At 65.1% G+C, this 18,189-nt stretch carries 21 protein-coding genes; 8 read left to right on the top strand and 13 right to left on the bottom strand.

Translation table 11 applies throughout. The features are described from left to right. Window positions 1-267: GTP cyclohydrolase, FolE2/MptA family (locus tag VME63_RS07810; protein WP_325431983.1), on the top strand; the 267-nt coding region annotated here is incomplete at its 5' end. A gap of 35 nt (window positions 268-302) precedes the next feature. On the opposite strand, the gene mctP is transcribed toward VME63_RS07810, so the two are convergent. Together mctP and VME63_RS07800 are read right to left on the bottom strand one after the other, a co-directional pair. Then, window positions 303-1,805 carry a monocarboxylate uptake permease MctP gene (gene mctP / locus VME63_RS07805; RefSeq protein ID WP_325431982.1) on the bottom strand — a complete coding sequence of 501 codons (1,503 nt, stop codon included), beginning with the start codon at window positions 1,803-1,805 and terminating at the stop codon, window positions 303-305. Beyond that, window positions 1,795-2,001, bottom strand: coding sequence for a DUF3311 domain-containing protein (locus VME63_RS07800; protein ID WP_325431980.1), 207 nt, complete (start codon window positions 1,999-2,001; stop codon window positions 1,795-1,797). The genes mctP and VME63_RS07800 overlap by 11 nt, the downstream gene beginning before the upstream one ends. 367 nt (window positions 2,002-2,368) lie before the next feature. Here VME63_RS07800 and VME63_RS07795 point away from each other — a divergent pair, with 367 nt between their 5' ends. The 5 genes from VME63_RS07795 (at window position 2,369) to VME63_RS07775 (ending at window position 6,498) form a co-directional block, all read left to right on the top strand. After that, window positions 2,369-2,797 (top strand): VOC family protein, encoded by a 429-nt coding sequence (locus tag VME63_RS07795; RefSeq protein ID WP_325431976.1) that lies wholly within the window; start codon window positions 2,369-2,371, stop codon window positions 2,795-2,797. A 246-nt stretch (window positions 2,798-3,043) separates the two neighbouring features. Further along, entirely contained in the window at window positions 3,044-4,015 is a 972-nt protein-coding gene (locus tag VME63_RS07790) for a LysR family transcriptional regulator (RefSeq protein ID WP_325431974.1), read from the top strand. Between the two features lie 107 nt (window positions 4,016-4,122). After that, window positions 4,123-4,833 (top strand): SDR family NAD(P)-dependent oxidoreductase, encoded by a 711-nt coding sequence (locus VME63_RS07785; RefSeq protein WP_325431972.1) that lies wholly within the window; start codon window positions 4,123-4,125, stop codon window positions 4,831-4,833. A 52-nt stretch (window positions 4,834-4,885) separates the two neighbouring features. Continuing rightward, window positions 4,886-5,122, top strand: a complete 237-nt coding sequence (locus VME63_RS07780) for a 4-oxalocrotonate tautomerase family protein (RefSeq protein WP_325431970.1) — start codon at window positions 4,886-4,888, stop codon at window positions 5,120-5,122. Between the two features lie 107 nt (window positions 5,123-5,229). Continuing rightward, the gene (locus VME63_RS07775) at window positions 5,230-6,498 is read left to right on the top strand and encodes an MFS transporter (protein WP_325431968.1); all 1,269 of its coding nucleotides are present in this window, start codon (window positions 5,230-5,232) and stop codon (window positions 6,496-6,498) included. Between the two features lie 40 nt (window positions 6,499-6,538). On the opposite strand, the gene VME63_RS07770 is transcribed toward VME63_RS07775, so the two are convergent. The 5 genes from VME63_RS07770 to VME63_RS07750 form a co-directional block, all read right to left on the bottom strand. Continuing rightward, a complete protein-coding gene (locus tag VME63_RS07770) occupies window positions 6,539-6,679 on the bottom strand; it encodes a hypothetical protein (protein ID WP_325431967.1) in 141 nt (46 codons plus the stop codon). A 275-nt stretch (window positions 6,680-6,954) separates the two neighbouring features. After that, window positions 6,955-7,797: an SAM-dependent methyltransferase gene (locus VME63_RS07765; protein ID WP_325431965.1), complete on the bottom strand. Its 843-nt coding sequence runs from the start codon at window positions 7,795-7,797 to the stop codon at window positions 6,955-6,957. Between the two features lie 91 nt (window positions 7,798-7,888). Continuing rightward, on the bottom strand, window positions 7,889-9,208 hold the full coding sequence (locus VME63_RS07760; RefSeq protein WP_325431963.1) for a HAMP domain-containing sensor histidine kinase: 1,320 nt from the start codon (window positions 9,206-9,208) through the stop codon (window positions 7,889-7,891). Continuing rightward, window positions 9,205-9,945, bottom strand: a complete 741-nt coding sequence (locus VME63_RS07755; RefSeq protein WP_325431961.1) for a response regulator — start codon at window positions 9,943-9,945, stop codon at window positions 9,205-9,207. The genes VME63_RS07760 and VME63_RS07755 overlap by 4 nt, the downstream gene beginning before the upstream one ends. Before the next feature lie 35 nt (window positions 9,946-9,980). Further along, on the bottom strand, window positions 9,981-10,520 hold the full coding sequence (locus tag VME63_RS07750) for a redoxin domain-containing protein (RefSeq protein ID WP_325431959.1): 540 nt from the start codon (window positions 10,518-10,520) through the stop codon (window positions 9,981-9,983). A 330-nt stretch (window positions 10,521-10,850) separates the two neighbouring features. Here VME63_RS07750 and VME63_RS07745 point away from each other — a divergent pair, with 330 nt between their 5' ends. Continuing rightward, window positions 10,851-11,270 carry an organic hydroperoxide resistance protein gene (locus tag VME63_RS07745; protein ID WP_325431957.1) on the top strand — a complete coding sequence of 140 codons (420 nt, stop codon included), beginning with the start codon at window positions 10,851-10,853 and terminating at the stop codon, window positions 11,268-11,270. Between the two features lie 212 nt (window positions 11,271-11,482). Here VME63_RS07745 and VME63_RS07740 read toward each other — a convergent pair whose 3' ends face one another. Then, window positions 11,483-12,445 (bottom strand): GlxA family transcriptional regulator, encoded by a 963-nt coding sequence (locus VME63_RS07740; RefSeq protein ID WP_325431955.1) that lies wholly within the window; start codon window positions 12,443-12,445, stop codon window positions 11,483-11,485. Between the two features lie 122 nt (window positions 12,446-12,567). Between VME63_RS07740 and VME63_RS07735 the strand changes: the two genes are divergently transcribed. Next, the gene (locus tag VME63_RS07735) at window positions 12,568-13,368 is read left to right on the top strand and encodes an SDR family oxidoreductase (RefSeq protein ID WP_325431953.1); all 801 of its coding nucleotides are present in this window, start codon (window positions 12,568-12,570) and stop codon (window positions 13,366-13,368) included. 57 nt (window positions 13,369-13,425) lie between these two features. On the opposite strand, the gene VME63_RS07730 is transcribed toward VME63_RS07735, so the two are convergent. From VME63_RS07730 to VME63_RS07710, 5 genes are all read right to left on the bottom strand, one after another. Beyond that, entirely contained in the window at window positions 13,426-14,349 is a 924-nt protein-coding gene (locus VME63_RS07730) for a flavin reductase (protein ID WP_325431951.1), read from the bottom strand. Between the two features lies 1 nt (window position 14,350). Beyond that, entirely contained in the window at window positions 14,351-14,980 is a 630-nt protein-coding gene (locus VME63_RS07725) for a class I SAM-dependent methyltransferase (protein ID WP_325431949.1), read from the bottom strand. 151 nt (window positions 14,981-15,131) lie between these two features. Next, window positions 15,132-17,087: a peptidase M61 gene (locus VME63_RS07720; protein WP_325431947.1), complete on the bottom strand. Its 1,956-nt coding sequence runs from the start codon at window positions 17,085-17,087 to the stop codon at window positions 15,132-15,134. A gap of 152 nt (window positions 17,088-17,239) precedes the next feature. Continuing rightward, a complete protein-coding gene (locus VME63_RS07715; protein WP_325431945.1) occupies window positions 17,240-17,650 on the bottom strand; it encodes a VOC family protein in 411 nt (136 codons plus the stop codon). Between the two features lie 36 nt (window positions 17,651-17,686). After that, window positions 17,687-18,172, bottom strand: coding sequence for a helix-turn-helix transcriptional regulator (locus VME63_RS07710; protein ID WP_325431943.1), 486 nt, complete (start codon window positions 18,170-18,172; stop codon window positions 17,687-17,689). Between the last annotated feature and the right edge of the window lie 17 nt (window positions 18,173-18,189).

Genomic DNA, 18,189 nt, shown 5'->3' with positions numbered 1-18,189 from the left:
CCGCTGAACCTGATCGGCCTGCTCGACCGCGTGGAACAGGCGCTGGGCACGCCGGTGCAGACGGCGGTGAAGCGCGAGGACGAACAGGCCTTCGCGCTGGCCAACGGCAGCAACCTGATGTTCTGCGAGGACGCCGCGCGCCGCATCCAGCGCGCGCTTGATGCCGACGGCAGCATCGCCGATTTCCACGTGCGCCTGGAACATCAGGAAAGCCTGCACGCGCACGATGCGGTGGCCTACGCGAGCAAGGACGATCCAGCGCACTGAATCGTCCACCCCTAAGGCCCTTGGTTATGACACGCTTACTTGCGCACCGGCACCGAATCTGAAACGTGCGCGCGACTCGCCCCCAGGCTGCGCGCCAGGTGCACGACGCCCAGCACCACCAGATTGATCGCCAGCGCCAGCAGACCCGTATACAGCGACACCGAGAACGAACCGAGCGCCACGTGGTGGATCGGCTTCAAACCATCGGACCAGATGAACCACGTGCCGCTGGCCAAACCCGCCACCAGGCCGCTAAGCAGCTCCGGCGCGCGCAACCGCTGCGAATACAAACCAAACACCACTGACGGCAGCGTCTGCAAAATCCACATGCCGCCCAGCAGTTGCAGGTACAGCGCGAACTGGATCGGCAGATACAGGATGACCAGCAGCGCGCCGATCTGCACCGCCAGCGAAGCGAGCTTGGCCACGCTGGCCTCGCCTTCCGGCGAGATGGCCGGATTGACGTAGGCGCGCCAGAAGTTGCGCGTAAACACGTTGGCCGCGCCGATGCTCATCACCGCGGCCGGCACCAGCGCGCCGATGCCGATGGCGGCGAAGGTGAAGCCGGCGAACCAGCTGGGAAACAGCGCCTTGAACAGCTCCGGCACCACGTCGTTGTTATCCGTGACGTTGAGGTGCGCGGCATGCCCCATGTAGCCCAGCAGCGCCAGCAGGCCCAGCAACAAGGTGTACGCCGGCAACAACATGGCGTTGCGCCGCACGGTGTTGGCGCTCTTGCTGGCAAACACGCCGGTGAGCGTATGCGGATACATGAATGCGGCCAGTGCCGAACCCAGCGCCAGCGTGGCATAGGGCACAAATTGCGCGGGCTTGAGCAGGATGCCGCCGGAGCCCTTCGCCTTGAACGCCTGATCGGCCGCATCGAACACCGCGCCATAGCCGCCCAGCTTGCTGGGGATCACCGCGACGGCGGCGATGACGGCGACGTAGATCATCACGTCTTTCAGCACCGCGATCAGCGCCGGCCCGCGTATGCCCGACGAAAACGAGTACACCGCCAACACCGCGAACGCGATGATCAGCGGAATTTCGCCATGCAGGCCCAGCGCACTGAGCACGGCGATCATGCCTACCAGCTGCAGCGCGATGTAAGGCATGGTCGCCACCACCGCGGTAAGCGCCACCGCAAGCTCCAGCGGGCGCGAGCCGTAGTGTCCATAGACCACGTCCGCGGCGGTGACGTGACCCTGTTGCTTGGCGGCCCGCCACAGCACCGGCATCACCGCGAACACGAACGGATAGACGATGATGGTATACGGCAACGCGAAGAAGCCGTACGCGCCTACCGCATATACCAATGCCGGCACCGCAATGATGGTGTAGGCGGTATAAAAATCGCCGCCCACCAGGAACCAGGTGATCCACACGCCGAAGCTGCGCCCGCCCAGGCCCCATTCGTGCAGGTTGGTCACCTCCGAGGTACGTTTCCAGCGCGAGGCCAGGAAGCCCACTACCACCACCAGCACGAAGAACGCGACGAAAATGCCGATGGCCAGATAATCCGGTTTAGTCGTCATGGGGCATGCTCCGATAGACGATCCATATCACGAACACGGTAATGGGCACCCACAGCAGCTGGTACCAGTAGAAAAACGGGAAACCAAGCAGTTTAGGCTCGGCCAGGTTGTACAAGCCCGCGTCCAACAAGCCCAGAAAGGGCACCAGCAGCAATAGCTGGATGAAGCGTGGCCTGGAGCGGTTGGTATTCATCATTAGGCACTCCCGACGTTCGCCGCGGAACGTTCTCGATTACGACAGATGGGAAGGGACACGGGCCTTGATGCGGTCCACGCAGTCTGCATGAGGGTCAATGTACGCCCGTTCGGGGCCTGCGCGTAAAGCCCCTTTTCGGTATCCGGTTTTTCGCGATGCGCAAGATTCCATGCCGGGCCCGCGCAACGGGCGTGCGCGCGGCGACGCCGCATTGCAACATGACAAGCCTGGTATTCATCCGCCGCGCGCAAGAGTGTCTGCCCGGCAACGGGGGTTCACGCCGCCCCCGGCTTGGCCTAGCCTGCGCTGCGACCGATGGCACCGGTCCCGCCGCGCCCTTGCCCCTGGATCAACGGAACCCTCCATCATGCAAAAACCGCACGCCTTGACCATGGGCATCGATCATCTTGGCCTGACGGTCAGCGATCTGGATTTGACCTGCCGCTTCTTCGTCGATGGCCTGGGCTGGAAAGTCGTCGGCGAGCGGCCCTCGTATCCGGCGGTGTTCGTTTCCGATGGCCACCAGACACTGACCCTGTGGCAGGCCGACAAATCCGATGGCCGTATGCCGTTCGACCGGCGCAAGAACGTGGGCCTGCACCACGTGGCGTTCAAGGTGGAAAGCCTGGCCCGGCTCGAAAGCCTGTATGCGCGCGTGTCGGCGTGGCCGGGCGTGGTGGTGGAGTTCGCGCCGCAGCTGCTTGGCGCGGGCCCGTCGATGCACTGCATCGTGCACGAGCCCGGCGGCCTGCGCATCGAATTCATCTTTACGCCAAAGGCACGATCGATGCCATGAAGCACAGATTCTGCATGATTTTCCCGGGCATGCATGAAAGCCGTGGCCTTGCACTGGCCGACAACACCGAACCTGCGCCGGACGCCGCAAAGCTGTCGCGCATCCGCTGATGCATGCAACGCCGTGCCGCGTCCCGCGGCGCGTTCGATGCTGCGATGCATGCGGCACCAACTCGCCGCATCGTGCAATTTGTAGCAAACTTGCCAGCGCCCTGACTTGCATGGCTTGACCGCGAGGCGCCGCTGTATGGACCGCATTGATGCCATGAAGGTCTTCGTCGCGGCACTCGACGAGGGCAGCCTGGCGGGCGCCAGCCGCCGCACCGGCCGTTCGGCCGCCGCGGTAAGCCGCGCCATCGCGTTTCTGGAAGCGCACGTGGGCGTGCCGCTGTTGCACAGGACCACGCGCTCGATCAAGTTGAGCGAAGCGGGCGAACGCTACGCCGCCGCGTGCCGCAAGGTGCTGGCCGAACTCGAAGAGGCCGACCGCCAGGCGGCCGGCGAGAAATCCGTACCGCGCGGCACGCTCACCATCACCGCCACGGTATTTGCCGGCGTGCAGGTGCTGCGGCCGATCGTCGATGCCTTCATGCAGCAATTTCCCACCGTCAACGTACGCATGTATCTGCTGGAGCGCGCAGTCAACCTGGTCGATGAAGGCATGGACCTGGCCTTGCGCATCGCGCACCTGGCCGATTCCTCGCTGGTGGCGCACCGCATCGGCGAGGTGCGCCGCGTGATCGTGGCCGCGCCGCGCTACCTGGCCACGCATCCGCGCATCGACGAACCGGCGGACCTGGCCAAGCATCACATCATCGCCATGCAGCACATGGGCCAGGATTCGTGGACGTTTCCGCCGCAAGAAGGCTCGTCCGTGCCGCGTTCGGTGCCGATCGCGCCGCGCCTGGTGGTCAACAGCGTGCAGGCGGCGGTGGCCTCGGCGGTAGAAGGAAACGGCATTTCGCGCCTGCTTTCCTATCACGTGGCGCCGGAAATCAAGCAGGGCCAGCTGCGCATCGTGCTGGCCGACGCGGAACCGGCGCCGTATCCGGTGCATCTGGTTTCTCCGCATGGACGTCTGTCCGTACCCAAGGTGCGCGCCTTCGTGGACTTCGCGCTGCCGCGCCTGCGCACGCACTTTGCGTGCCTGGCCAAGGATGCCCAGACCTTGCCCGAACCTGCCATTGCACCGCGCCGCGGAAGAGTGTCTGCCGAATAGAAGGGATTCGCAGCACGCACGCTCGCTCCTAAATTAGATCCATCGGCGCCACCGGCCCGATCAGCATCCAGCTAGCCCCTTCTAATTTATTGCGAGTGACAAACACCATGAACAGCCCACGTAAAGTTGCCATCATCACCGGTGCATCCCAAGGTATCGGTGCCGCCCTGGTCAAGGCCTATCGCGACCGCGACTATCGCGTCGTCGCCAACTCCCGCTCCATCAAGCCGTCGAGCGATCCGGATGTGCTGGCCATTGCCGGCGACATCGGCGAGCGTGCCGTCGCCGAGCGCCTGGTCAAGGAAGCGGTCGCGCGCTTCGGCCGCGTCGACACGCTGGTGAACAACGCCGGCATCTTTATCGCCAAGCCGTTCACCGCCTACACCGTGGAAGACTATGCCAACGTGCTTGGCGTGAACGTCAACGGGTTTTTCCACATCACGCAGCTGGCCATTGCGGAGATGGAAAAGCAGCAGAGCGGCCACGTCGTCTCCATCACCACCACGTTGGCCGAATCGGCCATCGACGGCGTGCCCTCGGTGCTGGCTTCGTTGACCAAGGGCGGCCTCAATGCCGCCACCAAGTCGCTGGCGATCGAATACGCCAAGCGCGGCATTCGCGCCAATGCGGTGGCGCCGGGCATCATCAAGACCCCGATGCACGCGGCGCAAACGCATGCCGCCCTGGGCGCGCTGCATCCGGTCGGCCGCATGGGCGACATCAACGACATCGTCGATGCCGTGCTGTACCTGGAATCGGCCGGCTTCGTTACCGGCGAGATCCTGCACGTCGATGGCGGCCAGAGCGCCGGTCACTGACCTGATCGGAGGCGGGCGCGGTGCCCGCCTCCATGCCGCCAGGAGCCTTGTCATGCCTATCGTCAACATCAAGATCACCCGCGAGGGTTCGGGCCCCGGCCGCAGCGCCGCCACGGCCGAAGAAAAAGCCGCCCTGATCAAGGGCGCCAGCCAGTTGCTGCTGGACGTGTTGAACAAGCCGCTCGATGCCACCTTCGTGGTGATCGAGGAAGTGGAATTGGAAAACTGGGGCTGGGGTGGGTTACCCGTTCCGGAGCTGCGCAAGCAGCGCGAAGCCGGCAAGAAGTAACGGTGACGGTTGCGCGATGCCTTGTGCAACCGTGTTTTCGTTTCTAGCCACGACGCACGCGCCACGCCTGCGGCCGTGCCCAGGGGCCGTTGTGCGAGACCTAGACGATGTCGATCCAGGCCAATGAAACCGCGCAAGCACCCGGGCTTGCCGCGCACCGCTCCAGCTATGTAGAGCGCAACAGCGCGCATTGGCAGCGCAACTTGGCCATATGCGTGTTCGGATCGTTCACCACACTGGTGAGCCTGAGCATGTTGTTGCCGTTCCTGCCGTTGTATGTACAGCAGCTTGGCGTTGCATCGCCATCGGCGGTGATCCAATGGTCGGGGGTGGCGTTCGGCGCCACCTTCCTGGGTACCGCGGTCACGGCGCCGCTATGGGGCCACTTGGCCGACCGCTACGGGCGCAAGCCGATGCTGGTGCGCGCCGCGCTCGGCATGGCGGTGGTGATGTCGCTGATCGGCGTGGCGCACGATGTTTACCAACTGGTCGCGCTGCGCCTGATCGCGGGACTGGTGGGCGGTTATGCCTCGGCGTCGATCGTGATGATCGGCACCCAAGCGCCGCGCGAGCGGGCCGGCTGGGCGCTCGGCGTGCTGTCCACCGGCGCGTTGACCGGTAATCTGGTCGGACCCTTGGTTGGCGGATTTCTGCCCGGCTGGGTGGGCATACGCGGCACTTTTTTTGTCGGCGGCGCGCTGATCACCATAGCGGCCGTCGCCACGATCCTGCTGGTGCGCGAGGATTTCGACCGGCGCACGGACACCTCGCATCGCGAGCGGGCGAGCACGGCGGCATCGACGCCGGTTCGATACCGCGTGCTGATCGCCTTGTTGGCTACGGCGATGATGGTGTTGCTGGCCAATATGTCGATCGAACCGATCATCACCGTCTACATCGCGCAACTGGCGGTGCCGGCCGATCGCCTGGCACGCACGGCCGGCATCGTGATGGCCGCTTCGGCCCTCGGCAGCATGCTCACCGCCGCGCGCTTGGGCGCATTGGCCGACCGCATCGGCAGTTGGAAGGTGATCGTCCTGTGCTTGTTGGCGACGGGCGCGACGATGGTGCCGCAAGCCTTCGTCACGCAATGGTGGCAGCTTGCGTTGCTGCGTGTGCTGATGGGCATGACCATCGCCGGATTGCTTCCCGCCATCGCCAAGCTGGTGCGCCAGGCGGTGCACGAACACCATACTGGCAAGACGCTCGGCTATCTGCAATCGGCGCAATTCGCCGGCCAGGTGATCGGCCCGTTGATGGGCGGGCAGATCGGCGCGCGGATCGGTCTGCACGATGTGTTTTTTATCACCGGCGCGCTGCTGGTGCTGTGTGCCGCGCTCAATCAATGGGTACGGCCACGCGATGCGCATGCGTGAAAGTTCGGGCGTTTGCCATGCAAACGCCGTCCCTGCCCGGTCAAATGAGGGAGCGCAGGAAATTCACGACCGGCGCTTCTTGAAAGCGCTCCGCCAGCAGCAACAGCACCACCGCCGCGATCAGGATAAACATCCCCGCCTTGCGTAGCCCATTCCACAGCTTGGTGAGCAACATTTTCATGGTTTCACCCTGACTTGCATGGCGCCATACCCGTTCTGGCAACAGGCACCGGCCAGAAGCACGCGCCCACGCGATCCCTTCGCCCACTCGCCTACGCATCCTTCCGAGCATCCTGATAGGCAGACCGAGCAGATAAGAGCCAATCAAGCGCCCTATGTGTTCGCACTGATGATACGCGTCACGGGGTCGCCCATGGCGATGCCACGGCCTGACCCTGCAAGCGCCTGACCTAGCAAGGATATCTCTGCCAGGACGGCGCAACATTCGCTTATGGCCTATCGGCGCACCGCCAGCACCCCGTCCAGCGCAAGCTGTGCCTTGAAACCGGCCTTCTCCAGCCGCCGCGCCACTTCGCGCGGCACGTCACGATCGCTGGTGAGTTTGTTGGGGCTACCGGTGTAGTGGAACAGCCGTCCGCCGCGGCGAAGCACGCGCGCCAGCTGGCCGTAGAAGGCTTGCGAATACAGTTCGCCGGCAATACCGAAGCGCGGCGGATCGTGCAGCAGGGCATCCACCGACGCATCGGCAACCTGCATGATCGCCTGCGAGACGTCCGCGTGATTCAGTTGCAGGCGGCCACCGTGCGTGGGATCGTCCGGATCCGGCGACCACGGGTTGAGCGTGCGCAGCCATAGCACGTCCGGGTTCTTTTCGAAGGAATGCATGCGCGCCACGCCCGCTTCCAGGCAGCAGGCCGCGAAGTAGCCCAGTCCGCCGCACGTATCGAGCAGCACCTTGCCGCGCGGCTCCACCAACGCCACCTTGCGGCGCGCATCCTCCAGCGGCGACGCCTTCGCGGTGGGCAGCATCTTGATACCGTCGATCTCGAAGGTAGGCACGCCCCATTGGGTTGGCACCAGCTTGATCAGCGAACCGGAAAAACGCGACACCGGCATGAATTCGTCGCCATCCCAGTAATAAATGGTGCGGTCTTTCAGTTTCGGCGGATACGGATAACACCGCTCGTGCCAATGCCACGCGTCTGCTTGCAACGACACGCTATCGTTGCTGCGGGCCAGGTCCAGCGAGCCGATCCACCCATCCGCGCCGCTATCGCGCGCGGCGAGCAGCGCTTCGCTGACCAAACGCGTGAGCAAGGGACCGCGATAATGCGACACGACGAATAACCTTCTGCAAGGAGCGGTGGCGAATTTTCGCGCGATAGCCGCATAAACACCACCGATGGGCGGCGTCGCGCTCGCCGTGCGCTCAAGGCAAGGTGACCGTCGCGACCAGGCCGCCGCCTTCGCGCTGGGATAGCGCAAGTGTTCCGCCGATCGCACGCGTCAACTGCAGCGCAATCGCAAGGCCCAGGCCGGTGCCGCCGGTATCGCGGTTGCGCGATGTCTCCAGGCGATAGAACGGTTGCAGCACCTGTTCAAGTTCCGCCTCGGGTATGCCGGGGCCGCGATCGGACACGGCGATGCGCAGCGCACCGTCTTGGCTTTTCCACGCGCCGACTTCGGCGGTGCCGCCGTATTTGATGGCGTTGTCGATCAGGTTGCCCAGCACGCGACGCAGTGCCTGCTGGCGAACCAGCGCGGCGCCCTGGATGGAGTCCGACAACGTCACCGGCTTGCCGACGTCCTGGTAATCGAACACCAGGCTTTCCAGGAAGGCGCCCACGTTGATGCGCACGGGCGTCTCCGCGCCGCCATGCGCGCTGCGCGCGTAGGCCACGCCTTCGCGCACGAGGTGCTCCATCTCGCGCAAGTCCTCAAGCAGTTTGCGGCGTTCCTCGCCGTCGTCGAGATTCTCCGCGCGCAGCCGCATGCGCGTGATCGGTGTTTGCAGGTCGTGCGAAATGGAAGCAAGGATGTGCAGCCGCTCTTTCACGTGGCGCGCGAGGCGCTCCTGCATGGTGTTGAAGGCCACGGCGGCTTGCGCCACTTCGGTGGGACCGTCCTCGCTCATGCGCGGCCCCTCGGCGGCAGGCGTCATCGCTTCGGCCGCCTTCGCCAGCTGCGTCAATGGCCGCGTCGCCAGGCGCACGGCCAGCCAGGTGCAAACCAGCAGCCATAACAGTTGCAGCGTCAGCACCACCGGCAGCCACCACGCGACAGGCGCCATGTAGGGGGTAACTTCCAAGGTCAGCGGCGACCCGTCATGCAGTGTGAAATGCACCTGGTAGCGCTCGGGCTTTACCGAAATGGTGTCGGCGTGCACGTGGTAACGCGGTCCCACTTCGCGCTCGACACGTCCTGTCAGTTCGCGTGCGCGTTGGGATATCGCCGGCGTGCCCGGTTGGCCGGGGCCGAGCAGAAAACGGTAATTGTCGCGCTGCAGACGGCCCAGCCAGTTGGCGCGTTCGGCCGCGGGCAGGCGATCGAGGATCGCCACCGCCGTGCCCACCTCGTGTTCGACGGTGTTGAACATCACCGACACCGCACTTTGCGTGCGCTCGTAATACTGCAGCGCCATCGACAAACCCTGTGCCAGCAGCAGGCCGGCCAGGATGATCAGGTACAGGCGCCACGCCATGCTGCGCGGCAGCCAGCGCGCCACCGCCTTTACTACCGCGCCGCTCATGGGTCGTTCCCGTGCACCGTCACCGGCATGCTGAAGACGTAGCCTTCGCTGCGCACGGTCTTGATGTAGGCCGCTTCTTTCGCGTTGTCGTCCAGGCGCGTGCGCAGGCGGCTGACCAGCAGATCGATGGAACGGTCGAACAATTCGGCATCGCGGCCCTGGGTGAGGTTGAGCAGCTGGTCGCGCGACAGCACGCGCTGCGGGTGATCCAGGAACACGCGCAATAGCCGGAATTCCGCGCCGCTCAGCGCGACGACGGTACCGTCTTCGTCAAGCAGATGGCGCGCCACCGTATCCAGCCGCCAGCGGCCGAAGCACAGCATGGCCACGCTCTCGGTGATGCGCAGGTTGGGCGGCAGCATGCGCGTGCGCCGGATCACCGCCTTGATGCGCGCCAGCAGTTCGCGCGGCGAGAACGGCTTGACCACGTAGTCGTCCGCGCCCATTTCCAGGCCGATGATGCGGTCGGTTTCGTCATCGCGCGCAGTGAGCAGCAGGATCGGCACGGCGCGATGCTTGCCGCCGCGCAGCGTGCGGCACAACACCAGGCCGTCATCGCCGGGCATCATGATGTCCAGCACGATCAGGTCGAAGGCGGAGGTATCGAGCTGCGCGAACATGTCGCGGCCATCGACCGCCGCGCTCGCGCGCAGGCCGTTCTTGCGCAGGTAATCGACGACACCGGTGCGGATGCCGTGGTCGTCATCGACGACGAGGATATGGTCGAGGTGGTCCATCGCATGGCTTCCAAAGGTTCGATTGCAGTGGCCGGTTATGGCGCCTTGCCCAGCAACTGGCGCACGCGCTGTTCGGTCTGGGCATAGTTTCCCTCGCCGAAGTTGCTGTACACCACCCGTCCGCGCCGGTCGATCAGATAGATGGCCGGCCAGAAGCGGTTGCCGTAGGCGTTCCAGATGCGCGATTCGTTGTCCACCGCCACCGGCCAAGTGATTTGCAAGCGGCGCAGCGCCGCTTGCAGGGCGGCCGGGTCGCGCTCTTCGTCATATTCGGGCGTATGCACGCCCACCACTACCAGACCATCGGCGGCGTATTTGTCGTACAGCGCCTTGGTGTGCGGCAGCACGTCGATGCAATTGATGCACTCGCGCGTCCAGAACTCCACCAGCACCACTTTGCCGCGCAGTCCCTGCATGCTCAGCGGGGGCGAGTTGTACCAGTGGTCCGCGCCGGTGAAGTCGGGTGCCTGGGTAGCGGTCTCCTGGGCACTAGCGGTGGTCCAGTGGGCGGGCCAATAGGCCAGCAGCGCCGAAGCCAGGGCCGCCGCGGCGATGCCGATACGCAGGTAATTCATGGGACGTGCCTCTTGATAGCGCGTGGCGGCGCGGGTATGCGCTGCCATGGGCGCTATTTGAGCGGCGCCCGTTATCCCGGGCATGTCCGCTTTGCCGGCTTTTTGTATCTGTTTGTACGAACGCGTTGTACAAACGCGCGGCGGCGCCCGCCAACTCCGCCGCGTGGCTTTTGTATCGGAACGTATCCGGCCGCGGCCGCGACACATTGCGATGCCTTTTCGCACCTCAAGCGACACATCCGGGATACGCCGCGGCGGTTTCCTATGCACACCGGCCGACGCCTCCTCACCGCTTCGGTATGCGCGGCCTTCACTCACTGGAAACCAACCATGTCCGTCAACCATACCGTTCTGTACACCGCCAAGACTTTCACCACCGGTGGCCGCGAAGGCCATGCGCGCAGCGACGACAACCGTCTGGACCTCGCCATGTCCCTGCCCGGCTCCGACGGCACCGGCACCAATCCGGAGCAGCTGTTCGCCGCCGGCTGGTCCGCCTGCTTCATCGGCGCAATGGGCCGCGCCGCGCAGGAACGCGGCATCCGCCTACCCGCCGATGCGGCGGTAAACGCCGAAATTTCGCTGAACAACTCGCCCGAAGAAGGCTTTTTTCTCTCCGGCCGCCTGCAGGTGAACCTGCCGGGGCTGGACCTGGCGCTGGCCCAGGCCATCGCCGATCGTGCGCACCACATCTGCCCGTATTCGAAGGCCACGCGCGGAAACCTTCAGGCCGTCATCACCGCCGTGTAAGTGGCGCCGCATCCGAACTCGCTTACGCATTTCTTTACGGAGATACCCTGAAGAGCACCTGCGCGACGCTGGCCTTTTCGATGGCGACGCTCAGGGTGCTCTAGCGGCACGCTGGTGGGGAACCGCTGGGCAAAGAAGACCGCCTCGCCAGGGCTGGCGCGCTGCTGGTGAGCTGGATCGGCCGGGAGTCGCTTGCGGCGTAGTGGCTTGGGCTAGCCGTCGTTCGACGCTGCCTCAAGTTCCTCGCTGCGCAAGCTCCGCCGCAGCGCCTGCGGCGGCTGGCCGAAGGCGCGCAGGAAGGCGCGGCGCATGCGCTCGCGATCGGCGAAGCCCGATTCCCGCGCCACCACTTCAATCGGATGACGCGTCTGTTCCATCATCAGGCGCGCCGCTTCCAGGCGCAGGTTTTCCACCGCTTTCGCAGGCGATTGGCCGGTTTCCGCGCGAAACGTGCGGCTGAACTGGCGCGGGCTGAGGTTGGCCGCGTCAGCCAGTTCTTCCACCGACAGCGCCGAACGCAGATGGCTCTTGGCATAGGTCAGCGCGTTCTGGATACGGTCGGACTTCGGCGCAAGGTCCAACAAGGCAGAGAACTGCGACTGCCCGCCGGAGCGGCGGTGATACAACACCAGCTTCTGCGCCACCTTGCGCGCGACGTCCGCACCCAGATCCTTTTCCACCATCGCCAGTGCCAGGTCGATGCCCGCGCTCATGCCGGCGGACGTCCAAATCGCGCCGTCGATGATGAAGATACGGTCTTCTTCCATCTTCACCTTGGGAAAGCTTTGTTGCAGTTGCCGCGCCAGCAGCCAGTGCGTGGTGGCGCGGCGGCCGTCGAGCAAACCCGCTTCGGCCAGCACGAAGGCGCCGGTACAGATGGCCGCCACGCGCCGCGATCGCTGCGACGCATCGCGCACGTAATCGAGCAGCCCCGGCGTCGAAGCGGGTATGCCCACGCCGCCGCTCATCACAACCGTATCGAACGGCTGCCGGTCGAACGCGCGCGTGTCCATGGCAATGCCCAGCGAGCTGGCAACCGCGCCGCCTGTCTCGGAGACGTACTGCACGTCGTACGCGGGAACGTCGACTTCGAGATTGGCAAATTCGAACGCCGACGCGGCGGCCAGGCACATCACCTGGAAGCCTGGAAAAACCACGAAACCTATGCGTTGCATGACGGCCTCCGGGGATGGCCTAAAAGGTGGCATCCACGACATTTAAGCCTAAGCCCGGCCCGCGTACAACTGTCGCCAAGGCTCCGGCATCCCGCCGCCGCCCCCCCATCGGAGACCTCGACATGAACGCTTCAACCAAGGGCACCGCCCTGATTACCGGCGCTTCCAGCGGTATTGGCGCCCTTTACGCCGACCGCCTGGCGCGCCGCGGCTACGACCTGATCCTGGTGGCGCGCAACCGCGAGCGCCTGGACCAGCTGGCCCGCCGCCTGTCCGACGCCACCGGCCGCACCATCCAGACCTTCCCGGCCGACCTGAACGACCCTGCCGGCCTGGCCGCGGTCGAGGCCCTGCTGCGCACCGACAACAGCATCACCACCCTGGTCAACAATGCCGGCTTCGGTGCCGCCACGCCGCTGCTGCAATCGGACGTGGCAAAGATGGACGCGATGATTTCGCTCAACGTCGGCGCACTGACCCGCCTCACCTACGCCGCCGCGCCTGCTTTTGCCGGACGCGGCCACGGCACCATCGTCAACATCGCCTCGATCGTGGCTATCGCGCCGGAGCTGCTCAACGGCGTGTACGCAGGCACCAAGGCCTTCGTGCTCGCCTTCACGCAATCGCTGCATCATGAACTGGCCGACAAGGGTGTGCGCGTACAGGCGGTGCTGCCGGGTGCCACCGCCACCGAATTTTGGGATGTCGCCGGCGTGCCGATCGCACACCTGCCCTCGCATATCGTGATGTCCGCCGATGACATGGTGGATGCCGCCCTCGCCGGGCTGGAACAGGGCGAACTGGTGACCATTCCCGCGCTGCCCGAAGCGGCCGACTGGCAGGCATTCGAGGCCGCGCGGCAGAAGATGTCGCCGAATTTGTCGCACACCCAACCGGCGGCACGCTATCGCGTTGCCGGCTGACCCCGGCCACGGCCGTGCACGCGCAGCGGCGCGTTCACACCCCCCCGGCTGCGCACGCTAAACCTCGGTAAACGGCGTGCGCAGCCGACGCCTGTATGCCTGGTGAAAACCCGCCGTGTGATGCAGTTGCCGGCCTTGCGCAAGATGCTCGTCGGACACGATGCGGCCCAGGAAAAACGTATGCGAACCGATCTGCTCGCTGTGCACGATGCTCAACTCGCGAATGCGCAGCGCATCGGCCACGGCAGGGATGCCAAATTCCCACGAAGGCCGCACGTGGAACGGTAGCGATTGCCAGTCGGCGAGCGGTTTCTTGTGCTGCTCGCTGAGCGCGTAGGCTGCCTTTTTCATGGTCGCGGGAATGCTCGACAGCGCCACCCGGCGCACATCCCGCATCACCGCTTGCGACACGTTGGTGCTGCGCAGCGCGAGCGAAAAATAACCGCTGCGCTCCAGCGGCCCGATCAGATCCATCGGAAACATGTTCTGGTGACCCGGCGCTCCCACCGAAACCAGCACCACCGGCCGTGGACACAGGTAGGCGATCATCAGCTGTTGCACCGCCGCGGGCACCATCGCCAGATGATGCGGTTGCTGCTGCTTGAGCATGCGCCGGTTTTGCAGCCATTCGTTCCACGGGCGGCGCGGCCAGCGCAGGCAGCGATGCTCGCCGGCATCCACCTGGTAAAACATCAGCGCCGCGCGTTCGGTGGCGATCGATGCCGCACGTTTGAGATGCAGCACGCCAAGCAAGGCGCCGTTTGCGCTGTCGCGATACTCCAGGATCGGGTGCGCACCGGCGTCCACGCTGCTGGCGATCACCAATGGCTTGAGCGCGGCAATCGTGTGATCGGCGGTGACGTCCGTTGCGATGCCCTCGCCGCGCAGGATGGCCGTGACCATCTGCGCGGGCGGCGCGATCGCCACCGGCGACCATTGCGGCAGGGGGCTGACAAGCGGCCTGATCCAGTCCCTCCACATGTCAGGTGCGCCGGAACAGCAGGAACATATACAGATCGGTGAACCGGCCCAAGCCACGCGGCTGCACACGTTCCAGCCGGAAATACGGAGCCGCCGCGCGCGCCACCACGCGCGGCGCGAAACGATGGATGCGGCTTTCGCTGGGTATGGCGTAGCGGCCGCTGCGCAGCAGCTTGAACAGGTTGCGGCGCCACCAGCCGTAGCGCGCATCGCCCAGGTAATACGGATTGAGCATGCTGGCCAGCACGAAACCGCCCGGCTGCACCACGCACGACAATTCCTCGAACAGCCCGGCGTGGTCGGCGAAATGGTTGAGCACGGCGAAATTCGCCGTAACCATCTGCACCTTGCAACCGATGGGCGATGGCACCGCGACGATGCGTTGGCCGTCTATTTCGTCGCGGCAATGTACGGCCAGGTAGTCGCGCATGGCCTGCGAGGGTTCATAGACGAAGGTAGGATGGCCGTGCGCGGCATACGTCTTGGCGTCGATGCCGGTGCCGGCGCCGAAGTCGAGCACGCCCCCGCCATCGCCCAACAGGTTCAGGGCGATCCGCTGGAAACGGTCGCGCACCCGGCTATCGCGCCGCGAGGCGAGCATGACGGCGTGGTATTGCTCTCCGGTATGCACTGCGGTTCACCACTTCGGCGCGGGCTGAAAGGGCCTTGCCTGGGTGGGTGCCGAGCGGCTCGCGCAAGGTTGCGGCCGGCGGCGGCGCGCAAAAAAAGGCACAGGTGGCGGCACCTGTGCCTTGCATCGGTCACATCCTGGCGCGGCTTGCTTACTTGCGCGGTGCAATGATCTCGTCGAGGTAGTCGGGCGTACCCTCGATGCGCTCCAGATGCGGGTATTGCAGGCCGCCGTGGTAATCCACCGCCACCGTGCGATAGCCGCCCTGGTACTTCAGCAGCAGCTGGATCGGCGCGCTGCCGCCCTTGGCCGCGGTGATCGCGCTTTTCAGCGTATCGCTGGAGTAATCCTTGCCGTTCACCGCCACCACGGTGGCCCCGGTGCTCACGCCTGCCTTGAACGCCGGACCGTCCCAGCGCACGTCGTTGATCTGGCCCTTGTCGCCCATGGTCAGGCCGATCGACCAGGCGAAGTTGTACAGGTGGCGTGGCGATTGCGGGCGGCTGTTGTACTGCTTTTCGTATTCGCTTTCCTGATCGGTGTAGACCAGCTTCCAGCCCGTCGCCGCCAGGCCGTCCTGCAACGGCGGATTCAACTGGTCCACGCGTGCGCGCAGGAAGCTGGCCCAGTCGTACGGCGCCACGCTGTTGAGCGCGGCCACCACGTCGTCGAACGTGTAGGTCTTGGTGACGTAGCTGCCGTTGTCCACGCCAAAGAACGCGCGCGCGAAATCGTCCAGCGATTTATGGTCGTGGGTGAGCGCGCGCAGCTTGCCATCCACGTCCAGCCACATCATCTGGCCGCCGCTGTAATACTCCTCGCTCATCTGCCAGCTGCGATAGGGCAGGCTGGAACGGCGCGCGGCGGTAGGATCGTTGGTGGTGTCTTCCAGCGTGCGCCACTGGAAGCCTTCGCGGTTGCGGTCATAGTTGGCCGCCACCATCGCCAGCGCATCGCGGAACTGCTGCGCCGACCACATGCCCGAGCGCGCGGTCAGCACGAAGCCCCAGTATTGCGTCTGCCCCTCGTACACCCACAACAGCGAATCGCCCATCGGCACGTTGAAGTTGGGCGTCCACAAATCGGCGGGGCGGCGGAACTTGCCGTTCCAGGAATGGGTGTATTCGTGCGGTAGCAGGTCGCGGTCCGGCGCCGCCTCGTTCCAGGCGGTGAAGTAGTCCGCGCCCAGGCCGTTCTCGCTGGACTGGTGATGCTCGGTGCCGTTGCCGCTCAGTTGATCGGAAAGCGAGAACAGGAAGTCGTAGTGATCGTAGTGATGCGAACCGAACAGCTTCACCGCCTGCGTGACCAAGGCGCGGTGCACGTTCAATTGCGCGGGCGACATCTGAAGGTATTTCGGCGCGTCCGCGACGAGGTCCAGGTGCACCGGCACATCGCCGCCGGGATTGAGATCCACGCGCTTGAAATACTCGCCCGCGTACACCGGCGAATCGACCAGGTTGTTCAACGTCACCGGCTTGAAGCGGGTGGTCTCGCCCGACTGTGATGCGGTTTCCAGCGCAGTGCCCAATTGCCAGCCCTGCGGCAGCGTCACGCTCGGCTGGAAGGTGATGTCACGCGAAAAATAACCGGCCGGATAGAGCACCACCTTGCTCCATTCCATGTCCATCATGCGGTCGGTCATCTCGAAGCCTTCGCTGTCGGTGCGGCCGGAGAGGTATTGGAAAGACACATCGATGCTCGACACGCCCGCGGGCACCTCCAGGTGAAACGCATACACGTTGTATTCGTCGCGTTTCCACATCAGCGGCTTGCCGTTGGCGCTTATCTTCAAGCCCGCGAGCATGCTGATGGGACCGGTCGGCGAGTGATCGCCCGGAATCCACTGCGGATACAGCAGGGTCAGCGCGCCGGGCTTCACCGGAATCGTTTCATGCGCGCGAAAGATGCCTTGCGCGGTGTCGTTGGCATCCACATGCAGCGTCAGCGTGCCGGGATAGGGCGTGTCCTGCGGCGGCGGCACGCTGTCGGTATGCGCTTGCTGCGCAGTGGCGGCGCCGGCGGCAAGAATCAGCGCAACGGCCAGGGCAAGGCGTGAAAACTTGCGATGCGCAGGCGCCGCGGCGGCGGAAAAAACACGGGACATAGCGAACTCCGGCAAGCGAGTGGACAACTTGCGAAGTTAACACCACCGCGCCTTGACGGGGATAGCAAGCGACAGGCACTTGCGTCCGGCGCCTGCGGTTTATCCACGCACGGCCGGATGCTGGCTTGGCGTTTCTTTCCTGCGCAGGCGTCTCAGCGCAGCTGCTGGATGCGGATCATGTTGCCGGCCGGATCGCGCACCGCGCAGTCGCGCACGCCATAGGGCTGGTCGGCCGGCTCCTGCACGATATCCGCTTCGCACGCCTGCAGCCGCTCGAAGGCGCCCTGCAAGTCGTGCGTGGCCAGCAACACAATGCCGAAGGTGCCCTTGGCCATCATCTGGGCGATGATGCGGCGCTCCTCGTCGGTGACGCCGGGGCTGGCCTCGGGCGGATACAGCACGATGGACGTGCCGGGCTGCCCCTTGGGCCCCACCGTGATCCAGCGCTTGCCGCCATAGCCCACGTCGTTGCGCACTTCGAAGCCGAGCGTGTCGCGATAAAAAGCCAGCGCCGCATCCGGATCGTTCTGCGGCAGGAAACTGGCGTGAATGCTGATATCCATGGCGTTGTTCCTTGGTAGGCGGCGATGTCAACGCGATCAGTCTAGTTTCGGTGCGAGGGCCGGCGCTTCTCGATTCCTGACCGGTCGCGTGACATGCCGGGCCACGCACGAAGGCATGCCCGCCGTCGCCCGCCCCTGGCCCCGCCGATAGGCACCCGGCGACATACCCACCAGCTCGGCGAAGCGCGTGCTGAAGGTGCCGAGCGACGCGCAGCCCACTGCGAAACAGACGTCCGTTACGCTGAGGTCGCCACGCCGCAGCAGCGCCATCGCCCGCTCGATGCGCCGCGTCATCAGATAGCTGTAAGGCGACTCGCCGTAGGCGAGCTTGAACTGCCGGCTCAGATGGCCCGCCGACATATGCACGCCGCGCGCCAGCGCTTCTACGTCCAAGGGTTGCGCGTAGTCGCGATCGATGCGATCGCGCACGCGGCGCAGGCGCACCAGCTCGCGCAACGACTGCGTTGGGATGGCCTTGCTGCTCATCGGGCCGATGCTGTCACGTTGACCGGCGGTGCTCAAGCCCGCTCGCATGCGAC

The sequence above is a fragment of the Dyella sp. genome, from assembly GCF_035503745.1.
In the GTDB taxonomy this organism is placed as follows: domain Bacteria; phylum Pseudomonadota; class Gammaproteobacteria; order Xanthomonadales; family Rhodanobacteraceae; genus Dyella_B.
Note: the sequence above shows the minus strand (reverse complement) of the source record. Positions and strands in the feature narration are given on the sequence as shown.